Origin of the sequence: Aquimarina rhodophyticola (assembly GCF_042434915.1) — a bacterium.
GTDB lineage: Bacteria > Bacteroidota > Bacteroidia > Flavobacteriales > Flavobacteriaceae > Aquimarina.
This window is the reverse complement of the sequence record NZ_CP170198.1, coordinates 3,427,959-3,452,927: the sequence shown is the minus strand read 5'-3', so window position 1 is coordinate 3,452,927 and position 24,969 is coordinate 3,427,959. Positions and strand designations below refer to the sequence as shown.

Here is a 24,969-nt window from a genome sequence, read left to right as displayed (position 1 = left end):
ATTTAAACTTCGTTTTTTCGTTTGGCTTTATACCATCTTTCTGGTATTTCCTGATTACAAGCACGTTCATAATCGCTGTATGTGCAAGGTAATAACGTATGTCTTTCTAATTTATTATGTCCAGATGATAAAAAAGGTATTTCTATCCACCATCTTTCTGTTTTAATGCTCTTATAAAAAGATAACACCTCTTTGTCTATTGGAACACTATAATGAAGTGTGTTTTTATCAGATTTAATATTGATCTCATTGGATCGATAGTTAACGCCTTCTATAAAATACCAAAAAATTTGCGCAACTAGCATTGCCCTTGCTGTATCGTTTTGATTATTCTGAAATTCATACACCCCAAAACTCTTCACCTTATCACTAATTCCTGCATAACGAGCAATAGCACAAATTTCTCGTCCATTAAAACCGTTTGGCGAGGCAATATTAGCTCCTGATGCATTTGAACTTATGGCTCCCAAATCGATAGCCACTATATCGGCATCTCTCATTATTGGTTCTACAATAGTTACATCATTAATTACTTCACCTAGGCGATATGCGTCAAAATATAATTTTTCTATCAAATCAATTTCGTCCTGTGAATTAAAATATGTTTGATACCCTATGTTACTATAGTTAAACAAATTATATGGTTCCTCTACTATAATTTTACTTACAAACGATTTATTAGATATTGGTTCTGCTGCATTACCTATATCAAACTGACTATCTACATTGACTAGGTTTACCATACGCTCAAGAATATCGTAGGAGCGATACTGCGCATATACAATGTCTTGACTTCCTCCCATTATTAAGGGAATAATATTTTTTTGTAGTAGTGTCGACACAACTTCTCGTACCACGAAATATGTATCACTTACTTCATCTCCTGGTAAGACATCACCCAGATCCGCAAAATTAAGACTCCAATTACCTGGAAACAAACTGTAAAACGAAGCTCTTATACTATCAAAATTAACAATAACTTTGCCTTTTTGTGACAGATTGTTTCTTTGTTCTCTTACACCTAAAAGCACAATATGCACACCCTCTAAATCAGGAACCCCATCTTCTTTGGTATGTATCAACATTTGTTTACCCAAACATTGTTCTGATCTAACCTCGTTTGTTGCAATTACCTCATCTGCTACAGGTACAAGAAACTCAAAAGCCATTATTTCTTATTTTTGGAAGTTGTGCTTTTCTTAGTTGTTTTTTTTGACGCTGTTTTTTTCTTGGCTGTCGCTTTCTTTTTAGGAGCGTTTTTCTCAAGAATAACCTTAACTTCTTCTAATGTTAATTTGGTAGCATCTACAGTTTTAGGTAGTTCAACTTTTACTTTTCCCTTTATAACGTTACTGCGTCCCCAGCGTGCTTTTTCTACACGTATTCCTTCTTCTTCCCAGTTATGAATAACTTTATCAATTTCCTTTTGCTTCTTTTCTTCAATAAGTGTAACAATATCTTGATCTGATAAATTATCGAAGTCGTATTTCTTATTGACATTTATAAACATTCCGTTCCATTTGATAAATGGACCAAAACGTCCTGTACCTTTTTGTACAGGTAAGTTTTCGTAAGTATATATTGGAGCATCGGCTTTTTCTTTGGCTACAATCAACTCGATAGCTCGTTCTAAGGTAGTGTCTAACGGATCTTCTCCTTTTTCTAGAGAAACAAATTTATCTCCATATTTAACATAAGGACCAAAACGACCATTATTCACGGTTAAAACCTCTCCTTTATATTCTCCAACTTCTTTTGGAAGTTGAAATAAATCCATTGCTTGCTCGAAGGTTAGACTGCTAAGAGTTTGACCTGGTCCTAAACTTGCAAACTTAGGTTTCTCTTCATCCTCTACAGATCCTATTTGAACCATAGGACCAAAACGACCTAATCTAACACTAACAGGTTTACCTGTTTCTGGATCTTCTCCAAGAATTCTTTCTCCAACTTCGCGCTCTGCGTTTTCTGCTACATCTTGGACTCTAGGATGGAATTCTTTATAAAATTCACTCATTACCTCTTTCCAATCCTCATTTCCTTCGGCTATATCGTCAAAATCTTGCTCAACTTTGGCTGTGAAATTATAATCTAAAACTGTCGAAAAATGATTGACTAAAAAATCATTGACAACCATCCCTACATCGGTGGGTATCAACTTACCTTTATCACTACCTACTTTTTCTTTTAATGTTGCTTCTTTGATCACATCACCCGATAAGCGTAAACTTACATAATTTCTTTCTTCTCCTTCTTTGGCTCCTTTTTCGACATACTTTCTATTTTGTATTGTAGAAATTGTTGGCGCGTAGGTTGATGGCCGACCGATACCAAGTTCTTCCAATTTTTTTACCAAGGCTGCTTCAGAATATCGACTTGGAGGACGTGTAAAACGCTCTGTTGCCGAAATGTATTTTTGGTGTAAAGTTTCATGTATCTGTAATGCTGGCAAAATACCTTCTTGCTCTTCATCTTCATCATCACTTCCTTCTAAATATACTTTCAAAAACCCTTCAAATTTTATTACTTCTCCATTAGCAACAAAAATTTCTTTATGAGAGTTTGTTTCTATTTTAACCTGTGTACGTTCTAATTTGGCATCACTCATTTGAGATGCAATAGCTCGCTTCCAAATTAATTCATACAAGCGTTGCTGATCTGAATCCATATTAACACTATGCCTAGAAAAATCTGTAGGACGTATCGCTTCGTGAGCTTCTTGAGCCCCTTTTGCTTTACCTTTATACTGTCTAGGCTTACTAAATTCATCTCCATACGCAGATACGATCTCTGCTTTTGCTCCTTTTTGAGCCTCCGACGATAGATTTACACTATCAGTTCTCATATATGTAATTAAACCTGCCTCGTATAAACGCTGCGCCATTGTCATTGTCTTACTAACTGAAAAATATAGTTTACGCGACGCCTCTTGTTGCAATGTTGATGTTGTAAAAGGTGGTGCAGGAGATTTTTTTGCAGGTTTTGTTGTAAGGTCTGCAACTTTGTGTGATGCATTTAGATTTGCGTTTAAAAAATCTTGAGCCTGTTTTTTGGTTTTAAAATTTTTGGGAAGCTTTGCTTTGATCGATTTTCCATCGTCATTTGTAAATTCCGCATCTACTCGATAAGACCCCACTGGTTTAAAATCAATAATTTCTCGTTCCCGTTCAACAATTAAGCGTACAGATACCGACTGCACCCTACCAGCAGATAATCCCCCCTTCACTTTACGCCACAACACAGGAGATAACTCGTACCCTACTAACCTATCAAGAACCCGTCTTGCCTGTTGTGCGTTTACTAAATTATAATCTATTTTACGTGGGTTTTCTATTGCTTTGAGAATCGCATTTTTTGTGATTTCATGAAAAACTATTCGTCTCGTTCTACTCTCATCTAGCTTAAGCTCTTCGGCAAGATGCCAAGCAATCGCCTCTCCTTCTCGATCCTCATCACTGGCTAACCAAATCATTTCTGCTTTTTGAGATAGCGCTTTTAATTTTTTAACTACATCCTTCTTATCGCTTGAAACAATATACTTTGGCTTAAAATCTCCATCAACATCAACACCAAGCTCTTTTGCTGGCAAATCTGCAATATGCCCAAAGCTTGAAGCCACGGTATACTCTTTTCCAAGAAATTTTTCAATTGTTTTTGCTTTTGCAGGTGACTCTACGATCACTAAATTCTTAGCCATAATCCTCTTTTTTCTTGAGACAAAAGTATGTCAATTTTTTTACAACAAAATTATTTGCGAGAATTTTAGCTTAAATTACTAAATCTCTATCCTTTAAAAAATACAAAATCTAGTAGTATACAACTTAAATTATCTTTAGTAACCATCTTAAACTATTGGTCAATACACTCTTCCTTTTTATATAACTACTAATTAGCATAATATTACTCTCAATTAAAGACCTAACTCCTTTAGTTTAAAGTAAAAAATTATAAAAATGCTCTGCCACTTTGGCAGCTATAGTTTTAAGAGTATCTTTGTCTAAATAAAATTTTGCAGTAAGCACATATCGATGGAGAAGATTATAGATGAAGACAAACAAGGACAACCACTGGTTCTTGACCAAAGAGAAACCAATAAACGAAAGCTTTTTATAGAAAGCTACGGGTGTCAAATGAATTTTAGTGATAGTGAAATTGTTGCGTCCATACTTGCTGAGAATGGCTTTAACACCACTCAAAACCTAGAAGATGCAGACCTAGTCCTTGTCAATACTTGTTCAATTAGAGAAAAAGCAGAACTAACCGTTAGAAAACGTTTAGAAAAATACAACGCTGTAAAAAAAATCAATCCAAAAATGAAGGTTGGTGTATTGGGTTGTATGGCCGAGCGTCTTAAAAGTAAATTTCTAGAAGAAGAAAAAATTGTAGATTTAGTGGTTGGCCCCGATGCCTACAAGGATCTGCCCAATCTACTTGAAGAGGTAGATGCAGGCCGTAATGCTGTGAATGTTGTTTTGTCTAAAGAAGAAACCTATGGAGATATTGCTCCTGTGCGATTGCAGAGCAATGGTGTATCGGCATTTGTATCCATTACTAGAGGATGCGATAACATGTGTACCTTTTGCGTAGTTCCCTTTACCCGAGGTAGAGAGCGAAGTCGCGATCCACAAAGCATTTTACAAGAAGTAAATGATTTGGTAAGCAAGAATTATAAAGAAATTACGCTGCTTGGGCAAAACGTAGATAGTTATTTATGGTACGGTGGGGGTTTAAAAAAGGACTTTGAGAAAGCCAGTGATCTCCAAAAAGCAACAGCTACAGATTTTGCAAAATTATTGGATATGGTCGCCCTACGTTTTCCTAAGTTACGCATTCGTTTTTCTACTTCAAATCCTCAGGATATGACTATGGATGTTATTAAAATAATGGCTAAGCATTCCAATATTTGTAATCATATTCATCTTCCTATACAAAGTGGAAGTGATCGCATTTTGAAAAAAATGAATCGTTTGCATACCCGTAAAGAATATATGGAATTGGTGGATAATATTAAAAAAATCATTCCCGACTGCTCTATTACACAAGATATGATCATCGGTTTTCCTACAGAAACAGAACAGGATCATCAAGATACACTATCATTATTGGAACATGTAAAGTATGAACACGGATATATGTATGCATATTCTGAAAGACCTGGTACCATGGCCGAAAGAAAATTTGAAGATGATGTACCCGAAGCCGTAAAGAAACGAAGACTTGCAGAGGTTATCGCCCTTCAGCGTACACACTGTGCTTACAAACATGAATCTTATCTCGGTAAAACTTTTGAAGTACTTATCGAAAAGGAATCAAAAAAATCTGATCAACATTGGAGCGGAAGGATTTCGCAGAATATTGTAGCGATTTTTCCAAAAGAACACTATAAAATCGGGGATTTTGTGCAAGTTTATATTAGTGAATGCACAAGCGCAACACTCTTGGGCAAAGCAGTCGCTTACTCTGAAAATAATTAACGCTTACTATTTTGAAACCTAAAATAAGCTAATGAAAAATTTTATAACCACCTTATTTCTTTCTTTATTAATAATGTCCTGCTCATCCGATGACACTATTGACCCTCCAAAGGTCGAAGAAACACCAGAAGAATCAGAAACTCCTATAATCGGAGATACCGATGATGACAGCGATACAGAGGATGATGAAAATTCAAACACAAATCGAAAAAAGTTAGCTTCAATCGAATCTTCATACGATAACGGAGATACATTTTGGATTGCGAATTATGATAGTAGTAATAGACCAACTACTTCCTATGATGACAAAGATAGATTGGTACATGAATTTAGTTATGAGCATAGTGATCACTATATGCCTATACGAAAAGATATTTATAGCGCTGGAACTTTGATTAGTTCAGCCACGTATATCTATGATGACTCCAACCGTTTAATCCAACATTTGACCGGTACAGTAGCATCCAATAGAACTTTTGAATATGATACTAACACCATTATTATCAGATTTGAAAGCTTACCCAATCACTACACTAAGTTGTTCTTGGATAACCTTAATAGGCTATCTAAAATTGAAGAACATGACGAAGAAGATTCCAATGATAATATTACCGCTATAATTGATTTTGAATACGAAAATAACAATTTGATTCAAATTAGAAAGGAGGATGTTATATACGGCCTTAATTCCTATACATCCAACTACACCTTTGACGACAAACAGAATCCGTTCTACAATCAGTTTGAAGAATACAATATCAATTATATTCTTGAAAGTAGTTTTGATTTGGAACAGAGAGTTTTACAAATTTTTAGTAAAAACAACTATATAAGTAATAGTTTAGAAGAATCTTCACGAACACTTGAATACACCAGTGACGATTACCCTTCTACCATAAATTTTACTTATAAGGATTATTACAATCAAGTCACTTTAGAAAACTATAATTATCAGAATTAGTCGGAGGAAACGACGAATTAAATTCTAAAAACCTAGTACAATATATGGAATCAGTTCAAGCTACAAAACAACGTTTTGGAATTATAGGAAACGATCCTAAGCTAAACAGAGCTATTGAAAAAGCCATACAAGTGGCGCCTACCGACATTTCTGTTTTAGTTACAGGTGAAAGTGGAGTTGGTAAAGAAAGTATTCCGAAAATCATTCATTCGCTCTCACATCGTAAGCATGGTAAATATATTGCCGTAAACTGCGGTGCTATACCAGAAGGAACTATAGATAGCGAACTTTTTGGTCATGAAAAAGGCGCCTTTACAGGAGCTACACAAACCCGTAGCGGATATTTTGAAGTCGCAGATGGGGGTACCATATTTCTGGATGAAGTGGGAGAATTACCACTAACCACACAAGTTAGATTATTACGCGTACTCGAAAACGGAGAGTTTATTAAAGTAGGATCATCAAAAGTTCAAAAAACTGATGTGCGTATTGTGGCTGCAACCAATGTAAATATGTTTGAAGCGATAAAAAAAGAAAAGTTTAGAGAAGACCTATATTATCGCCTCAGTACTGTAGAAATTAATTTACCGCCTTTACGAGAACGTAAAGAAGACATTCATTTACTATTTAGAAAATTTGCGTCTGATTTTGCTACAAAATATAAAATGCCAACAATCCGTCTTGATGACGATGCTACGAGCTTATTAGAACAATATCGCTGGAGTGGTAACATTAGACAATTACGTAATATAGCAGAGCAAATATCGGTATTAGAACAAACTAGAGTCATAACTGGCAAATCGCTACATGGGTATCTCCCTAACATTGGTAGTAACTTGCCTGCTATAATTTCTTCTAATAAAAAGGATAGTGATTTCAGTAATGAGCGAGAAATCCTTTATAAAGTTCTTTTTGATATGAAAAATGATCTAAATGATCTAAAAAAATTAACCATGGAGCTCATGCAAAGTGGCAATTCTAAACAAGTACAAAAAGAAAATGAGGGACTGATCCGTAAAATCTATGGAGATGAAAATGATGATGACGGTAGTGTTGCTTATGAAGAAGCTCAAGAAGAGCAAGCTAGAGATATTTTACATATTCCGGCAGCATCTAACCCAGCACTAACCGCAGAGGACAAATATCATTTTGCCGAAGAAATTCAAGAAGAAGAGCGGCTATCACTTCAAGACAAAGAACTTGAATTGATCAAAAAATCACTAGAACGACATCGGGGTAAACGCAAGGCTGCTGCAGATGAATTAGGAATTAGTGAACGCACGCTCTATCGAAAAATCAAACAATACGACCTCTAATAACCAAATCATTAGATAGCTTCAATGCCTTATTTTATGAAATACTTTAAATCCTTATTTTTAATTGTAGTAGGCAGCGTTGTTTTGTATGGCTGTGGTGCTTATTCTTTTAGCGGAATATCCATTTCGCCAGAAACAAAAACGTTTCAAGTAAACTTCTTTAGCAACCAAGCTTCGATAGTAATTCCTGGTATTGATCAAACCTTTACCAATCAGCTACAAGATCTTATTTTAAATCAGACTAATTTGGATTTGGTTACCTCGTCTGGAGACCTAGTATATGAAGGTGAAATTGTACAATATTATGTCGCTCCTAACACTGCTACTTCAGAAAATACCGCTGCACAAAACCGACTTACTATTGCTATAAATGTTCGTTTTTATGACACCAATGACCCTACCCAAGATATAGAACAACGATTTTCTTTCTTCTATGATTATGCTGCTTCTCGATCAGAAAATGCTGTACGGGATGAGGCTATACAAATAATTTATGAACGCTTAACCCAAGATATTTTCAATGCAACCTTGGCCAAGTGGTAAGTGAATTTTATAACTTTAAATTAAAAAACAATTTTTAAATTTTGAACAGCAAATCTCTTCTATATCTTCTACAAAATCCTGCTACTATTGAGAAGGAACAAATAGTTGCTCTTCAACAGTTAATAAAAGAGTTTCCGTATTTTCAATCGGCGCGTTCAATTTTATTAAAAGGCTTAAAAGATCAAGGAAGTTTTATTTACAATAAAGAACTTAAAACCACAGCAGCCTACACTACAGACCGTAGCGTGCTATTTGAGTTTATAACATCTCCCTCATTTCTAGCAACGGTTACAAACAATAGCAACGAACCCACCAGCACTGCGCAATATCTTAATACCATAACAGTAAACGATTCAAAAACAGAAAGTACAGAGGATGCCATAACCATTGATCAAGCAGTTTCAATGAACAGCGACGAGGCAGAAGAGGTTCTTGACCCTCAACTTTTTGAGGCCAAAGATAAAGAATCTGACACTACTCCTCTAGAAATCTCACCATCCAAAGAAAGTAGCGAATCTAAAACAAATAAACAAGCAGAACCTACAGTTTCAAGTATCCATCCTGACGAACCTTTGGAGTTCACTAAAAAAGAAACCCACTCTTTTGCAGAATGGCTCAAATTAACTTCTGTACAACCTATTCGTCGAGACGACAAATTAAAGGATGAAGAAAATGACAAAAAAGAAATCTCTTTAAAAGAAAAGGTAAAAGCTACTCCAAGTGAATCAAAACCCTCAAAACTTCAGAAAAAATTTGAGATTATAGATCAGTTTATTGCTAATAATCCTAAGATAAAACCTGTAGACAAAAGTGTTCCCACACGCAATATTGCCAAAGAACATGCTACAGCGCCAGATGAATTAATGACCGAAACATTGGCACGTGTTTATTTATCACAAAAAAATTATAAAAAGGCGATTCAAGCATATAAAATATTAATTTTGAAAAATCCCGAAAAAAGTGGTTTCTTTGCAGACCAAATTCGAGCAATAAAGAAATTACAAGAAAATAAATAACAATATAATGACAACGTTTACTATCTTTTTAATACTTATCGTTATCGTATCTTTTTTACTAATCGTAGTAATCATGGTGCAAAATCCAAAAGGAGGCGGACTGTCTTCATCTTTTGGAGGTGGCGGATCACAACAATTAGGTGGTGTCAAAAAAACTACCGACTTTTTAGACAAAAGTACTTGGGCCTTGGCTACGCTATTACTAGTTTTGATTCTACTATCAAACATTGATCTTATGGGTGGTTCTGGAATAGAAGAATCAAAGATAAATACCGATGATGTACAAATCGAAGCTCCAGTAGCTACACCTGCCGTAGAGGAATAGGGAAAACGTTATATAATAATTACATAAAAATGCCGACTTGTCATACAGGGCGGCATTTTTTATTTCAATTTGTCAGTATATCTCCACTGGCACAATTTCTGAATGATTAGATACATAATACATATTAATTTTAATAATAAAACTAATCATAATGGGAGTAAACATTAAGCCTCTTTCGGATCGCGTGGTAATCGAACCACTTCCGGCAGAAAAACAAACAGCTTCAGGATTATACATACCTGATTCGGCACAAGAAAAACAACAAAAAGGTAAAGTTGCTGCTGTAGGTAATGGTAAAAAAGATCATGACATGACTGTAAAAGTAGGTGACACGGTTCTTTACGGTAAATTTTCTGGTACCGAATTAAAATTAGATGGTAAAGACTATTTAATCATGCGTGAGGATGACATCCTTGCTATTGTATAAGTAGGACAATACAAACACAAATCGTGTTCAGTAATTTTTTTACAAATTACATAGAACTCAAATTTAAAAACAAAATTCTATTATGGCTAAAGACATAAAATTTGACTTAGAAGCACGCGACGGTATTAAACGTGGTGTTGATGCATTAGCAAATGCGGTAAAAGTAACTTTAGGACCAAAAGGTCGTAACGTGATTATTAGTAAATCTTTTGGAGCTCCAACGGTAACCAAAGATGGTGTTTCTGTTGCAAAAGAAGTTGAGTTAGAAGATCCCCTTGAAAATATGGGAGCTCAAATGGTTAAAGAAGTAGCTTCAAAAACCAATGATCTTGCAGGTGATGGTACTACAACGGCTACTGTATTAGCTCAAGCAATCGTTAAAGAAGGACTTAAAAATGTTGCCGCAGGTGCAAACCCAATGGATTTGAAACGTGGTATCGATAAAGCTGTAGAAGCTATCACTGCGGATCTAGAAAAACAAACTAAGGAAGTAGGAAGTTCTACAGAAAAAATAAAACAAGTAGCTGCTATTTCTTCAAATAATGATGAGTTAATTGGAGATCTAATTGCTCAGGCATTTGGTAAAGTAGGTAAAGAAGGTGTTATTACTGTTGAAGAAGCTAAAGGAACAGATACCTATGTAGATGTTGTTGAAGGTATGCAGTTTGATAGAGGTTACCTATCGCCTTACTTTGTTACCAATAGTGAAAAAATGACAGCAGATCTTGAGAATCCATACATCCTCTTGTATGATAAGAAGATCTCTGCAATGAAGGATTTATTACCAGTATTAGAGCCAGTTGCTCAAACTGGAAAACCTTTATTAATTATTGCTGAAGATGTTGATGGTGAAGCTTTGGCTACTTTAGTAGTAAATAAATTACGTGGTGCCCTAAAAATTGCAGCGGTAAAAGCTCCTGGATTTGGTGATCGTCGTAAAGCAATGCTTGAGGATATTGCGATCTTAACTGGAGGTACTGTGATTTCTGAAGAGCGCGGATTCACTTTAGAAAACACAACTATCGAGCAATTAGGTACCGCCGAAAAAGTTGCTATCGACAAGGATAATACTACTGTAGTAAATGGAGCAGGTGAAGAAGAAATGATCAAGAACCGCGTGAACCAGATTAAAGCGCAAATCGAGACGACTACTTCTGACTATGACAGAGAAAAATTACAAGAGCGTTTGGCTAAACTAGCTGGTGGCGTTGCTGTATTATATGTTGGTGCTGCCTCTGAGGTTGAAATGAAAGAAAAGAAAGATCGTGTTGATGATGCACTACATGCAACTCGTGCCGCAGTTGAAGAAGGTATTGTTGCTGGTGGGGGTGTAGCACTTGTTAGAGCTAAAGCTGCATTAGATGCCATTAAAACAGAAAACGCTGATGAAGCAACGGGAGTTCAAATTGTAAATCGTGCTATAGAAGCACCTTTACGTACTATTGTTGAGAATGCAGGTGGAGAAGGTTCTGTTGTTATTGCCAAAGTTATTGAAGGTAAAGATGATTTTGGATACGATGCTAAATCTGAAAAATACGTGACCATGCTTGAAGCAGGTATTATTGATCCTAAAAAAGTAACACGTGTCGCATTAGAAAATGCTGCATCTGTTTCAGGAATGATTTTAACTACCGAGTGTGCATTAATCGATATTAAAGAAGATGCTCCAGCTGGAGGAGGCGGAATGCCACCAATGGGCGGAGGTATGCCTGGTATGATGTAAAAATCGTACAACACTATTTAAAATAACAAAAACGCTATTTGATGTACTCAAATAGCGTTTTTTATATAGGGTAGCAACTATTGTTTAAGAAAACTTACTCATCATCTCCTCTACCAAAGCTTCAGTTTTTTTAAATTTTTCTTTTGTCAATAATCGTTTGGGGGGCGCCATTCTTACCTCACAATTCTGGATCGAACAGGTTTCACAAGTAACTCCAACCTTTACCGTATCAATTTTGGAATCATTTACAAAGGCAATTTTCTTTTCGAGTGCTGGTGAGATCAAAAATCCTATACCAATACTGCGATAAAACTTTTTTCGAAAAGGGTCTTTGGTTGCCGAGGTAAATACTAAATATTTTTGCTCAGTATCTTCATAATCTGAGATTTGAATATCAAAAGCATACGGAATATTCTCTTTGGCCGTGCGCTGCAAGGTTTTAATAGCCATCCATCGACGACAGTAATGCTCATTTATTTCGTTAGCGCGAGGTTGTTGTTGATGCGTAATATGCAATTCTTTTACCAAATTGAATTTATTAGCTCCTAGCTTATGAGTAAAACGGAGAAAGAACACATTTTGCATTCCAAAATCCTTTGGTAGAATATTTGTTAAACGCTGATAAAATGATTCTGGCGAGGCGTTGTATTGATGCATCACCTTATGAAAATCAGCTTCAGAAAACTTCTTTTTAGAAAAAACAGCCTTCAATTGATTTTTGAGGTGCACTCGTGGCAAAATTAATACTCCAGCAAAATAAGAAGCATAAAAATTATGTAATACTTCTTCAAAATTATCATATTTAATCCATGAAAATGTATAAGGACGTTCCTTAATTTCTAAATATTGATATCCTAATTCTTTAGCATAAATAAATGTTTTTTGCGCCTCATCAACCCTCCCGGATACTAATAAAGTTTTTGTTTTGGGTACAAAAACACAACGTAAATTCTCTAATTCTTCCTGATCAGCAATAGCATCCGTTATAATGGTATAGCCATATTCTTCGGTTAAAATTTCTGCAAGCTCTTCCGAATTTATTTTTCCGTTTAAATCAATCTGGTAAGAGTTAGCACAGCGTATGGCTTTTTCTTCAAGCTCTTTAAAAAAGTTATTATGTGCCTCTTGATAGGATCGCAAAGAAGCTAGGTAGAAACCTTCTCTACTTAAGTTATAGTGCTGTGCAATTTCTATAATTGTACTAATAAAGGCATTCACCTTTGAAGGTGCATTTGCGATGATGTCAATTAAATCACTTTGCTGTATTCCAAATAGTTCTAACGGAATCTCATCAAGAATTCCAGACTGCAATATTTCGCCAATTGGAGCTAGATTTTTATCTAATTTTAGAGAAACCAAGCTATCATAAGGTACCTCTAATGTCTCTGCCAATCGAATTACCTTATCTGTTTTAGGATATTTTTTACCTTTTTCAATTTCATTTAAATACGATTTTGAAAGCCCACTCAACTTTGATAAACCAAAGAGAGACAACCCCTTATCAGTACGTATTTGCTTGATTTTGAGACCAAAAATTAAGCGTATATATTCTTCTGCTATTGTCATAATAATCCAAAAGTAAGCATTCTTGCGAATAATTTCAAAAAGAAAATATTCTCATTTAGCGAACGTTCGCTTGTTTTATAAAAAACTTTTTTTTAATATTGTTCACTCAATCGATACGTTATGGAAACACAAATCAATCTTACTCAGAAAATCAGCTTTGATCAGCAGGTAAAAAATTATTATCCCGATATCTTAACAGATGAGGCATTAATCTTTTTATATACACTTCAAAAACGCTTTAATACGAAACGATTACAGTTACTTGATGACAGAGTTGATAGGCAACAACTCTTAGATCTAGGATCCTTTCCCAAATTTCCAGATCATACCAAAGAGATTCGAAATAGCGAATGGTCTGCCGAAGAGATTCCGGCTGATCTTCTTGATCGCAGAGTAGAAATAACTGGACCCGTAGATCGTAAAATGGTAATCAATGCTCTAAATTCTGGCGCCAAAACCTTTATGGCAGATTTTGAAGATAGCAACGCGCCTTCATGGGACAATTGTATGCAAGGACAGCAAAATTTGAGAGACGCTGTAGACAGGTCTATCACTTTTTACGAATCCAAACGAGATAAAATATATCAACTTAATAACACCTGTGCTACGCTATTAGTACGGCCCAGAGGATTACATTTAGTCGAAAAGCACTTAATTATTGACAATCAAGCAATCAGTGCATCACTAATTGATTTTGGATTATATGTATTTCATAATGCTACTACTCTTAAAGACAAAGAAACAGGACCCTACTATTACTTACCAAAATTAGAGCATTTTACTGAGGCGATATGGTGGAATGAGGTAATCAACTTTACCGAAGAATATTTGGAACTCGCACATGCTACTATCAAAGTGACCGTGCTTATTGAGACTATAACAGCTAGTTTTCAATTAGACGAAATTATATATGCATTAAAGGATCATATTGTAGGGCTCAACTGTGGACGATGGGATTACATCTTCAGCTATATTAAAAAAATGAGAAATCACCCAGAGTTTATAGTTCCAAATCGAGATCAAGTTACTATGAAGAGTCCTTTTATGGATGCTTACAGTAAATTAGTGATCCAGCGTTGTCACAAACGCAACATTCTTGCTATTGGAGGTATGGCCGCTCAAATCCCTATTAAAAATGATACGGAAAAAAACGCTATTGCTTTCGCCAAAATTCGAGCAGATAAAGAGCGTGAAGTTACTAATGGTCATGATGGAACCTGGGTGGCGCATCCCGCTATGGTAAAATTAGCCACTGAAATTTTTGATACCCACATGCCCCAAGCGAATCAAATAACAAATAAAAGAACCGATATACAAATCACAGAAAAGCAATTACTCGAAGTACCAAAAGGTACAATTACAGAAGATGGTATTCGCAAAAATATGAATGTGGCTATACATTATATCGCTTCTTGGCTTGATGGAAATGGTGCGGTTGCTCTCTATAATCTTATGGAAGATGCCGCTACGGCAGAGATTAGTAGAACACAAGTGTGGCAATGGTTACATAACAATGTGCAATTAGAGGATGGCAGAATTTTTAACAACAGCTTATACACAAAACTATTGAAAACCGAACTAACAGTAATTGAACAGCAAGTAGGGAAAATAGTTTTTGAACAAGAATTATATCAAACAGCGATTCAAATATTCAAAACTCTAGTCGAAAATAAGAATTGCGAAGAGTTTTTGACTACCGAAGCTTATAAATACCTATAAAATTATAATTAACTACATACTAAAAATACCTAACTCATGAACACACAACAACGAATTGAAACATTACTTACAGATTGGTCTACAAATCCAAGATGGCAAAACATTACACGTCCTTACACTGCAGAAGAAGTGGTAAGATTACAAGGGTCATATCACATCGAACACAGTATCGCAAAATTAGGATCAGAAAAGCTTTGGACGCAACTTAATTCTCAAAGTTTTGTAGCTGGATTAGGTGCACTAACGGGTAATCAAGCGGTGCAAGAGGTAGAAGCTGGTTTGGAAGCTATATATTTAAGTGGTTGGCAAGTGGCTGCCGATGCAAACTTAGCTGGGCAAATGTATCCAGACCAGTCTTTATATCCAGCTAATAGTGTACCACAGGTTGTAAAACGTATAAACAATGCCTTGCTGCGAGCTGATCAAATTCAAATAGTAAATGGTGAAACAACTACCAAAGATTATTTGGTTCCCATAGTGGCTGATGCCGAAGCTGGTTTTGGTGGTAATCTTAATGCCTTCGAATTAATGAAAGCTATGATTGAAGCAGGTGCTAGTGGAGTTCATTTTGAAGATCAATTAAGCTCTGCAAAAAAATGTGGTCACCTAGGCGGTAAAGTTCTGGTTCCAACACAAGAAGCTATCAATAAATTAGTTGCCGCAAGACTTGCTGCAGATGTAATGGGAGTACCTGCCATTATTATCGCAAGAACAGATGCCGATGCTGCCAATTTATTAACTAGTGATATTGACCCACGAGATCATAAATTTGTTACAGGGGAGCGTACTGATGAAGGTTTTTATCATGTTAAAAACGGAATAGAACAAGGCATTGATCGCGGTTTATCTTATGCACCATATGCTGATCTAATCTGGATGGAAACGAGTAACCCTGATCTAGAACAAGCACGTAAGTTTGCAGAGGCTATTCATGCCGAATTTCCAGACCAATTACTAGCCTATAACTGCTCACCTTCCTTTAATTGGGCTGCCAAATTATCTGTAAAGGAAATGGAAACTTTTAGAGAAGAACTAGCAGCTATGGGATACAAATTTCAATTTATTACACTCGCAGGATTCCATGCCCTTAATACAAGTATGTTTGAACTTTCGAAAGCATATAAAGAACGTGGAATGGCAGGGTATTCTGAATTACAAGAACGTGAATTTGCTTTGCAAAAAGATGGATTTAAAGCAGTAAAGCATCAAGGTTTTGTTGGGACTTCCTATTTTGATGCTATTCAAAATACAGTAACAGCAGGCCGCTCGTCTACTGTTGCTATGGCTGGAAGTACAGAAGTTGCGCAATTTTAGCAGTTTCGATTTTTGTAAACTAATGCAGCATCCTCTTTTGGATGCTGTGTTTTTTATAATCCTACATCGTATAAAATCATAGTATATTGTCTTTTACGAACACTTCCATTTAAAATCTGAAATCGGATAGCGTCGACCTCCTTGATAATTATAATGCCACCACTCTCTTCTGATAGTTTTGAATCCAAAATTAAGCATAGTCTCTTTCAATAAGGTGCGATGTTGCATTACGTTTTTTGGTAATTTGGGATACGCATGATGTGATTTCCATCCAAAATGGTCATAGGCTGAGCCCATATCGATAGGGGTACCATCCAATTTTGTTATGGTAAGGTCAACTGCAGCACCTTTGTTATGGATTGAACCTCCTTTTGGGTTAGCAACATAGCCTGGTTTGGGAAAAATTTCCCACATTTTTTTTTGTACGCTGTGTGGGCGATAACAATCAAAAAATTGAAGACGATATCCTAATGCCATTAATGAAGCATTAGCTTTTATCAATGCAGAAGCTACTGGAGCACGTACGTAACAGGCTGCACAATCATATACAGCAGTTTTTAAAAAATTATTCGATGTAGCGTATTTTATATTTAACGTAAAATCTCTAGAATAATCTAAAATATTTACAAAGGTTGTATCTGGCAAAGTATACAAACTACTAACCTCATTTTTTGCAGGTTTTATTATTTCTAATTTCTTTTTAGAAGCTTTTGATTCTTCATCTATTCTTTGATTTGTAACCGAGTGCATTGATTTGTCCTCTACAATTTGTGTATCCTTTTTACGCTCATATATAGTACAGGCTCCTATGAGAAATACACTTATACACAAACTAATTCTAAAAAACATCTTTTGCTATTTTTAGTTATTCTTTATTGTACAGAGATCGTATCTATTATACTTCCACATCCCAGCATTTCATTGCCAAAATAAGGATTTTCAATTTTTTCTTCTCTACTTAACCAATTAGCACCTTTATTAGAATTAGCCATAGGACATGTCATAATGTAAAATGTTTCCTTTGTAGCTGACAAATTTTTGGCGATATCAATAATTTTTTCGGAAAGTACGCCAAAGGAATCTCTTTGATTATTAAATGTTTTATCCTTAACTATTGCGAGAGCCATTTTTTTAATTTCAGCAATATGGGAAGCTAATATATTCGCTAGATTAAAGTCATCTATTTTTGTTGTTAGCGCTATTAATTCTTTTGAAAATACTTCAATTTTTACAGTATCAGCAACCACAAATGCATCTTTAAGCCTACTATACGTTAAAAGTATTTGTTCGACTTCTTGTTCAAGAGCGCTAGGTATATCCATCGGTGTTTGATGGATCGGGTTATCTTGAGATACTTTTTGAACCTGCATCATCGATTTTTTACCTTGTAATTGCGCTGAAGCATCCACGGTGAACGCTCCATTTACGACAATTTCTTCAGCTCCTAACAACCCCTCCAAAACCGTATAAGAGTCATTATAACTAGTTCCTAATCTAATCTCTCTTAACTCAAAAATAGGTTGATCACCTGCTATCTTTACATAGACCACAGAGCGCTCACCTGTCCATAATACCGCACTTTTTGGTATTGTAAATTGATTAAAACTACTTGGGTTACTATCCAACTTGACAAGACCTTCAACAAACATTCCTGGTTTGAGTTGGTTTTCAATATTTTGAACCATTGCACGTACTGCAACCACGCGAGTGTTAGAGTCTAACATTGGATCTATAAAAGAAATAGTTGTCTTAATTTCATGAGAAGAATTTTTGGTGCGAATGCTTATTTCTTGCCCTTTTTTGATTTGAGTAATATCTGATTCATAGACATCAAAAGTTGCCCAAACAGTACTTAAATCAACCATTTGAAGCAACGGCTGTCCTTCTTTAACGTAATCACCAACTTCGACCATTTTTGACGTTACTACTCCAGTTGATCTCGCGTAAATCGGAATTGTATTTTGTATCACCCCAGAAGCTTCTATGGCGTCAACTTGATTGTTTGACAATTTCCATAACAACAGTTTACTACGTACAGCATTATATAAATCTGGTTGTGATTCTTTTAAGGTTGCCATGGTTAACAGTTCTTGCTGAGCAGCAATCAAGTCTGGTGAATATATTCGAGCCAAAAGTTGACCTGACCTTATAGTTTCTCCCTCATAATTAATATTCAACTTCTCTAACCTACCCGAATAATAAGCTGTTTGCACAACAGTTTTCTCTTTATTTTGCATGATAGTTCCTGAAAGAACTAACGTATTTTTGTCTGACCGAATGCTCTCTATTTTTTGTGTTTGGATGTTTGCTAAAGCAATAGCATTAGCTGTTAGCTTAAATTGATTTGGTAATAAACCCTCTGTACCTATTTCGGCAGGTATTAAATCCATTCCGCAAATAGGACATTCTCCCGACTCTGATTGCTTAATTTGTGGATGCATAGAACAGGTCCAAACTAACGTTTCTTGAACGTTTACCTGATTATTCTGAGCATCAGAGGTCGAGTATAAACCTTTTTGACTTCCAAAAAATAAATACCCAGACACTAACCCAAAAAGAATACCTACAATAATATATATCACCCTTTTGTCCATATTTCTATATTAAGTTCTTATTGAAAATTTACTGAGTACATATAAGACTCGCTTTGATTTACAGTTCTGCATTTTTGAGGCGTAAGGAATTAGCAATCACCGAAACCGAACTAAAACTCATTGCCAAAGCTGCTAGCATTGGAGACAATACTATTCCAAAAAAAGGAAATAAAACTCCTGCTGCCACTGGTATTCCCACAATATTATAAATCAATGCAAAAAATAAATTTTGTTTAATGTTACCCATGACCTTCTGACTTAGATGTATTGCTTTTACTACTCCTCGTAAGTCGCCATTTATCAAAGTGACTGCTGCACTTTGTATAGCGATATCGGTTCCTGTTCCCATTGCTATTCCTACATCACTTTTTGCTAATGCTGGCGCATCATTAATACCATCTCCAGCCATTGCTACCTTTTTTCCTTTCTTTTGTAATTTTTCAACTTCAATTAATTTATCTATGGGTAACAGCTGTGCTTTAAAGCTCTTAATTTCTAAGGGGGATGCAACTGCTTTGGCTGTATTTTCATTATCTCCTGTAAGCATAATGACATCTATACCCATGGTTCTCAACTTTGAAATAGCTTCTTTACTCGTCTCTTTAATAGCATCGGTAAGTACAACATAACCTACCACGATACTATTAACTGATAGATAAGACACTGTTTTACCTTGCTTTTGTTGTTCAATTACATCACGATATAATTCTTTGGATAATACAGCATTCTCCTCATTCATTAATTTCTCATTTCCTACTGCGATTTTTTTATCAAAAATGTTACCCGACACCCCTTTTCCTGTGACTGTATTAAAATTCTTTACTTCTAGCATTTTGATGTTTTGATGCTTCCCGTATTTTACGGTTGCCGCTGCCAAAGGATGTTCACTATGCTGATTTAAGGAAACTATATATTGTAACACTTCATTTTGTGAAACAACATTGGAAATCGTAATTATCGATTCTACAGAAGGTTTACCCTCGGTTATGGTTCCTGTCTTATCGACAATAACTGTATCAATGGTATTTAATTTTTGTAAAACTTCTGCATTCTTAATTAAAATCCCAGCTCGTGCCCCTTTACCTACACCTACCATTACCGACATTGGAGTTGCCAAGCCTAGGGCACAGGGACAGGCTATAATTAATACGGCTATTGCATTGACAAGCGCATATACATAAGCGGGCTCTGGACCAATAAGCGCCCATACAATAAAAGTTAATATGGCACTTAACACTACTGCTGGAACAAAATAACTAGAAATTCTGTCGGCTAGTTTTTGTATTGGTGCTTGACTCCTACTCGCCTTGTTTACCATTTCTATAATCTGTGATAAAAGTGTCACATTTCCTACTTTTTCTGCTAACATCACAAAAGATTGAGTTCCATTGATTGTACCCGAATGCACCACATCTCCTACACTTTTATCTACAGGAATAGGCTCTCCAGTAATCATAGACTCATCAACCGTACTGCTATCTTGAATGATGCGACCATCTACAGGAATTTTATCACCTGGTTTTACACGTAATTTATCACCTACCTTTATTTGGTTAATATTTATTTTTTCTTCGCGACCTTCAGTAATTCTATAAGCAGTATTAGGTGCTAGTTTAAGCAATGCTTTTACCGCACTGGTCGTTTTACTGTGTGCTTTAGCTTCTAACACTTGACCCAAAAGAACTAGGGTTAAAATTACCGTTGCAGCTTCAAAATACACATGAACAGTACCCTGCTGAGTTCTAAATTGCATTGGAAAAAAATCGGGAACTACTAGCCCAACCACGCTAAAAGTCCAAGCTATTCCAGCTCCAATTCCAATTAGCGTAAACATATTTAAATTTCGTGTAATCAAAGATTTGTAGGCGCGTTCAAAGAACATCCATGTCGCATAGAATACTACTGGTATTGATAAGAAAAATTGTAGCCAGTTCCAATATTTCAGATTCATCCATTGATACATGGGGTTATCTGGTACCATTTCGGACATTGCTACTATAAAAATAGGAATTGTAAAAATACTCGCAATCCGTAGTCTGTTGAGCAATCGCTTATGGTGCTTTTCTTCTTCACTTAAATCAGCTTTCACAGGCACCAAATCCATTCCGCAAATTGGACAATCACTTGCATGATTTTTTATAATATCTGGATGCATAGGACACGTATATTGAGAAACAGCTGACTGTAAACTTATCTCTTCTACCAAATCCATTCCACACACAGGACAATCACCTGCCTGCTGATATATCATTTCTCCTTCGCAGTGCATAGGACAGTAAAACGTTCCTGTCCCCTTGCTTTTTATTGTTTTTGAAAGAGGTTTTTTTGGTAATTTAAATTCTTGACCAGGTAAGGCAATAGCATAACCACCGCCATCCATTTCTAAAGCTTTTTGAAAAACTTGCAGTGGTACATGCTCTTCCATATGAATCACAGCTTCGCCAGTATCTAGATGCACTTTTACGCCTTGAACATGAGTGATGTCACTTAGAACTTGCTCTACATGAGTTCTACACCCATTACAGCTCAATCCGTGAAGTTTATATGTGTGTTTCATTTTGTGTTGTTTGGCTAACCAAAGTGTACTTATTCGTTATTTTTTGTTCTCAAAGACAGCTATACAGTTGTATGTACGCGGTACTTCTACCCCTCCTTACCATATAAGCAGCATCATTTTCGTTCCCTATTACCTTTATTTACCTTGTTGTAGCGTAGGGTTTCAACCTATTTTAATACCTCTTGAACACTCCCACAAGTAAGCATTTTATTACCGTAATACGGATTACGAATTTCTTTAGAATCTGACAACCAATACCCCCCATCGCCATCAAATGCCATAGGACAGAACTGTTTAAAAATTTCGCCAGAGGCTATCTTCGCCTTACTTAGAATCTTTATAGTTTCGTCGGTTAACGTACTAAAGAAATCACGTTGTTTACCGATATCTTTTGTTAACGCCATCAATTGAGCGGTGGCTTTTAACTGTTTGTAATTTACATCCTCGGTAAGAATGGTAGACAATTTCTTGGCATGAGACATTGCCATGTTTATATCTGAATTCACCAATGCTGCTTTAACACCCAAATAATGTGTATAGATAGAAGCCGCCAATTTATCTTCAAATTCTACAGTAATTTTGTCATCTGTTTGATTGTAATTAGCTCCTTCAACTCGTGAAGTTTTAACGGTATCTTGCTCGGATAGAACTGGTTGATCCTTTTTGTCTTTACCACAAGATATATAAAGTGTTGATACTATACACAACGTTAGCATTATTAAATAAGCATAATTTGTTCTTTTGACAGTTTTATTTTTCATAAGTTTATTAATTTACATTTAAATAAGCAATCACTGCTGTTTGTATAAAATATTCTTTTATTGCCTCGACTTTGTTATACTCAAAATCCAGTAACATATTTTGAACCGCAAGTATTTGATCAAAGTCGATTTGTGAAGTTTCATAGCGAGCACGTAAAATTTGCTCGACTTGCTTTGCTTGTTCTATATTTTTTTGCTGAGTGTCATAATTAATTCTTGAAGTAATACGCTCATTAATTGCTCGCTCTAAACGATTTTCTAGCTGATGGTGCACTGCTTCGTATTGTTGTGATAATTCATTTTGTTCTAGAACAAATTGTTTGGATTGAGATTTATATCTATTTGTAAATAACGGTATTGAAACTGAAACCATTGGCATTACTATATCTTTTCCATTATCGGATATTTCCATATCTGTTCTTTCTTGTACAATGATATAATCCAAACCAAAACCTAGTGAAGGTAAAGCCTCTCTTTTATTGAGTTTTAATCTTGCGTCTACTACATTAGTTAGATATTCGTACCTAAGAAGTTCTGGATGATTACTAGTTTCGTTCAAAACCATGGTGGGTTCTTCTTCTGGTATAAAAAGGTTATCTACAACATGTATTGCTTCAAACCCATCCCGATTAAGTAAACTATTAAATTCTTTTTCTGTAGATAAGATTTCGCCTTTCAAAATTTCTTCTTTATTACGCACTTCATTAAGAGCAATATTGATTTTTAAAATGTCAACAGCTGTAGCACGATTTGTACTCAATGCAGTTAAACCTATTTCTCTATAGGTTTCTAATAATTGATAACGTGCTTTTAATATATTCTGCTTCGCTTTTAATGCGTATATGTTATAGTATGTTCTTTTAATGTCGAGAAAAAGAACATTTTTGGCGACTTCTAAATTATTTTGTTCTACGCTACTTAAAAGACGAGCAGTCTCTTTTTGTGCCTTTCGTATACCAAATAGCGGTACTGATTGCTGAGCGCTAAATCTTGCTTTTTGAGCTCCAGTTCTGGTTTCAGGCTCTTGTACAAAATAACCAGCAGAAATTTTGGTATTAGTTAAACTTCCTGCTACACTGATTTTTTCTTCGCTCTGTTCTAAATGATATTGAAGCGCCTTAAGTTCAGGATTATTTGTTAAGGCCTCCCTTTGATAATCATGTAAAGTTTGGGCAGTTACACCAAAAGAACTAAATAGCAAGTATAATGAAGCATGCCAGAAGAAATTAATTGAAATCGCTCTTGCGAAACAAATCCTAGTCAATTGCATTAGTTTGATTTTATAAAGTTATTACTCATTCTATAGTTAACTTTGTTATAAGTGAAACGAATAGCAAAAATGAGCTTTATTCTTAAAATAGTGATTCTCGAATCCATTTGTTATGGATTTATCAAACTTCACTTAACTAATAATTAGAATGTAGTTGTATACTATATAAAATATCAAAAATTATCAACAAGTATTGCACCGCTAAAACATTATTAGTTAGGTTAATGATTGTTCGGCATGTTTCAAATTAGGAAGGATCCAAACCATGTTGAAAAGTTTCTGACGATAACTGGTGGTGAGTATTCAGAATAAAAAATCTGATTCAAACGTATTGGTTCTACAAACTTATGATAATTGACACTAAAGGCTTGGAAAACATCAAATGTTTTAAGATTGGTCGTGTAAGAAGAATTCTTTAATTCATCCTGCCCACTAACCAAGATGAGTTCATCTTTACAGCATGGTAATTTTTGAACTGTGGCTTCTAATGCATTTGGTATTGTACGATACGATGATTCCATACCGCAAGTTTTGGCAGAGGTAAACATCGAACTGTCTATCAAAAAGCTTCCGCAATAATGCTTAGATACGGTAAATGAGAATGTTGAGAACATAACCAGAACCGCTAGAGAGATAGCAATAATATTTTGTAAAGCAATTTTCATCAAAACAAAAGTACATAATTAATTTAAAACTGATTTATTTTAACACAACAATAGGTATCGTTAAGTAATCCTTTGTAAGAAATAATAATATTTTTGTACCAAATTTGATATATGAGTTTAGAAGCATTACAACCTGAGGTAGAATCTATAATAAGCAGGTCAAACCTATCAACAGACGAAAAACTAAAAGCTATTTGTCAATTGTTAAACGACAGAGTAGATTATTATAATTGGGTCGGATTTTATTTTAGAAATGGAAATAAGGAAGAACTTAAATTAAGAACCTATGTGGGAGCACCTACAGACCATGAAATAATTCCTTTTGGAAAAGGAATTTGTGGCCAAGTTGCAGTATCCAATGAAAATTTTGTTGTCCCCGATGTACAAGCACAAGACAATTATATTGCTTGTAGCATATCAGTCAAGTCAGAAATAGTTATTCCATTATTTAAAAATGGTGAAAATATTGGTCAAATTGACATAGACTCTGATACACCTGATCCATTTACTGAAGCAGATGAGCGTTTTTTAGAATTTGTAAACTCTAAAGTTTCTGAGATTCTATAAGTTTTAATTTTCAAAATATGTCCTTAGGAAAAATCTTTGTTTTGATTTTTGAATCCATATCATCTATAAAACAGAGTTTCCAACTTTCAAAATTGGGAAAAAGATAACAGTCGCTAACGTAGTTTGAAGATTTGCATAGCAGTTGATTTAATACATTTGTAGCCTAACATTATA

20 protein-coding genes are annotated in these 24,969 nt (G+C 35.3%); 11 read left to right on the top strand and 9 right to left on the bottom strand.

What is annotated here, in order from left to right; genetic code table 11:
• Nucleotides 1-2: 2 nt before the first annotated feature.
• Complete coding sequence (locus ACE939_RS15020) at nucleotides 3-1,169, bottom strand: formimidoylglutamase (RefSeq protein ID WP_378186464.1); 1,167 nt, start codon at nucleotides 1,167-1,169, stop codon at nucleotides 3-5.
• Complete coding sequence (gene topA, locus ACE939_RS15015) at nucleotides 1,169-3,694, bottom strand: type I DNA topoisomerase (RefSeq protein ID WP_378186463.1); 2,526 nt, start codon at nucleotides 3,692-3,694, stop codon at nucleotides 1,169-1,171. The genes ACE939_RS15020 and topA overlap by 1 nt, the downstream gene beginning before the upstream one ends.
• A gap of 331 nt (nucleotides 3,695-4,025) precedes the next feature.
• Between topA and miaB the strand changes: the two genes are divergently transcribed.
• The 8 genes from miaB to groL all read left to right on the top strand — a co-directional run bounded on the left by miaB (nucleotide 4,026) and on the right by groL (nucleotide 11,782).
• Nucleotides 4,026-5,471 carry a tRNA (N6-isopentenyl adenosine(37)-C2)-methylthiotransferase MiaB gene (gene miaB, locus ACE939_RS15010; RefSeq protein ID WP_378186462.1) on the top strand — a complete coding sequence of 482 codons (1,446 nt, stop codon included), beginning with the start codon at nucleotides 4,026-4,028 and terminating at the stop codon, nucleotides 5,469-5,471.
• Nucleotides 5,472-5,502: 31 nt separating this feature from the next.
• Complete coding sequence (locus ACE939_RS15005) at nucleotides 5,503-6,432, top strand: hypothetical protein (RefSeq protein ID WP_378186461.1); 930 nt, start codon at nucleotides 5,503-5,505, stop codon at nucleotides 6,430-6,432.
• Between the two features lie 44 nt (nucleotides 6,433-6,476).
• Complete coding sequence (locus tag ACE939_RS15000) at nucleotides 6,477-7,748, top strand: sigma-54 interaction domain-containing protein (protein WP_378186459.1); 1,272 nt, start codon at nucleotides 6,477-6,479, stop codon at nucleotides 7,746-7,748.
• Between the two features lie 36 nt (nucleotides 7,749-7,784).
• Nucleotides 7,785-8,291 carry an LptE family protein gene (locus ACE939_RS14995; RefSeq protein ID WP_378186457.1) on the top strand — a complete coding sequence of 169 codons (507 nt, stop codon included), beginning with the start codon at nucleotides 7,785-7,787 and terminating at the stop codon, nucleotides 8,289-8,291.
• 41 nt (nucleotides 8,292-8,332) lie between these two features.
• The gene (locus ACE939_RS14990) at nucleotides 8,333-9,307 is read left to right on the top strand and encodes a hypothetical protein (RefSeq protein WP_378186455.1); all 975 of its coding nucleotides are present in this window, start codon (nucleotides 8,333-8,335) and stop codon (nucleotides 9,305-9,307) included.
• A 7-nt stretch (nucleotides 9,308-9,314) separates the two neighbouring features.
• Nucleotides 9,315-9,632: a preprotein translocase subunit SecG gene (secG, locus tag ACE939_RS14985; RefSeq protein WP_378186453.1), complete on the top strand. Its 318-nt coding sequence runs from the start codon at nucleotides 9,315-9,317 to the stop codon at nucleotides 9,630-9,632.
• A gap of 151 nt (nucleotides 9,633-9,783) precedes the next feature.
• A complete protein-coding gene (gene groES / locus ACE939_RS14980; RefSeq protein WP_148781309.1) occupies nucleotides 9,784-10,059 on the top strand; it encodes a co-chaperone GroES in 276 nt (91 codons plus the stop codon).
• A gap of 82 nt (nucleotides 10,060-10,141) precedes the next feature.
• Nucleotides 10,142-11,782: a chaperonin GroEL gene (groL, locus tag ACE939_RS14975; RefSeq protein WP_378186451.1), complete on the top strand. Its 1,641-nt coding sequence runs from the start codon at nucleotides 10,142-10,144 to the stop codon at nucleotides 11,780-11,782.
• Between the two features lie 84 nt (nucleotides 11,783-11,866).
• Here the strand turns inward: groL and ACE939_RS14970 are convergent, their stop codons facing one another.
• The gene (locus tag ACE939_RS14970) at nucleotides 11,867-13,348 is read right to left on the bottom strand and encodes a helix-turn-helix domain-containing protein (RefSeq protein ID WP_378186450.1); all 1,482 of its coding nucleotides are present in this window, start codon (nucleotides 13,346-13,348) and stop codon (nucleotides 11,867-11,869) included.
• 120 nt (nucleotides 13,349-13,468) lie between these two features.
• Between ACE939_RS14970 and aceB the strand changes: the two genes are divergently transcribed.
• Both aceB and aceA read left to right on the top strand, forming a co-directional pair.
• A complete protein-coding gene (gene aceB / locus ACE939_RS14965) occupies nucleotides 13,469-15,067 on the top strand; it encodes a malate synthase A (protein WP_378186448.1) in 1,599 nt (532 codons plus the stop codon).
• Nucleotides 15,068-15,103: 36 nt separating this feature from the next.
• Nucleotides 15,104-16,381: an isocitrate lyase gene (aceA, locus tag ACE939_RS14960; RefSeq protein ID WP_378186446.1), complete on the top strand. Its 1,278-nt coding sequence runs from the start codon at nucleotides 15,104-15,106 to the stop codon at nucleotides 16,379-16,381.
• Between the two features lie 93 nt (nucleotides 16,382-16,474).
• Here the strand turns inward: aceA and ACE939_RS14955 are convergent, their stop codons facing one another.
• The 6 genes from ACE939_RS14955 to ACE939_RS14930 all read right to left on the bottom strand — a co-directional run bounded on the left by ACE939_RS14955 (nucleotide 16,475) and on the right by ACE939_RS14930 (nucleotide 24,228).
• Complete coding sequence (locus ACE939_RS14955; RefSeq protein WP_378186444.1) at nucleotides 16,475-17,230, bottom strand: M15 family metallopeptidase; 756 nt, start codon at nucleotides 17,228-17,230, stop codon at nucleotides 16,475-16,477.
• Nucleotides 17,231-17,253: 23 nt separating this feature from the next.
• Complete coding sequence (locus ACE939_RS14950; RefSeq protein ID WP_378186443.1) at nucleotides 17,254-18,975, bottom strand: efflux RND transporter periplasmic adaptor subunit; 1,722 nt, start codon at nucleotides 18,973-18,975, stop codon at nucleotides 17,254-17,256.
• 58 nt (nucleotides 18,976-19,033) lie between these two features.
• Nucleotides 19,034-21,532 (bottom strand): heavy metal translocating P-type ATPase, encoded by a 2,499-nt coding sequence (locus tag ACE939_RS14945; protein WP_378186442.1) that lies wholly within the window; start codon nucleotides 21,530-21,532, stop codon nucleotides 19,034-19,036.
• A gap of 167 nt (nucleotides 21,533-21,699) precedes the next feature.
• Nucleotides 21,700-22,293 carry a DUF3347 domain-containing protein gene (locus ACE939_RS14940; protein ID WP_378186441.1) on the bottom strand — a complete coding sequence of 198 codons (594 nt, stop codon included), beginning with the start codon at nucleotides 22,291-22,293 and terminating at the stop codon, nucleotides 21,700-21,702.
• 7 nt (nucleotides 22,294-22,300) lie between these two features.
• Nucleotides 22,301-23,563, bottom strand: coding sequence for a TolC family protein (locus ACE939_RS14935; RefSeq protein ID WP_378186440.1), 1,263 nt, complete (start codon nucleotides 23,561-23,563; stop codon nucleotides 22,301-22,303).
• Nucleotides 23,564-23,805: 242 nt separating this feature from the next.
• The gene (locus tag ACE939_RS14930) at nucleotides 23,806-24,228 is read right to left on the bottom strand and encodes a hypothetical protein (RefSeq protein ID WP_378186439.1); all 423 of its coding nucleotides are present in this window, start codon (nucleotides 24,226-24,228) and stop codon (nucleotides 23,806-23,808) included.
• Nucleotides 24,229-24,339: 111 nt separating this feature from the next.
• Between ACE939_RS14930 and ACE939_RS14925 the strand changes: the two genes are divergently transcribed.
• Nucleotides 24,340-24,795, top strand: a complete 456-nt coding sequence (locus ACE939_RS14925) for a GAF domain-containing protein (RefSeq protein ID WP_378186438.1) — start codon at nucleotides 24,340-24,342, stop codon at nucleotides 24,793-24,795.
• Nucleotides 24,796-24,969 lie beyond the last annotated feature (174 nt).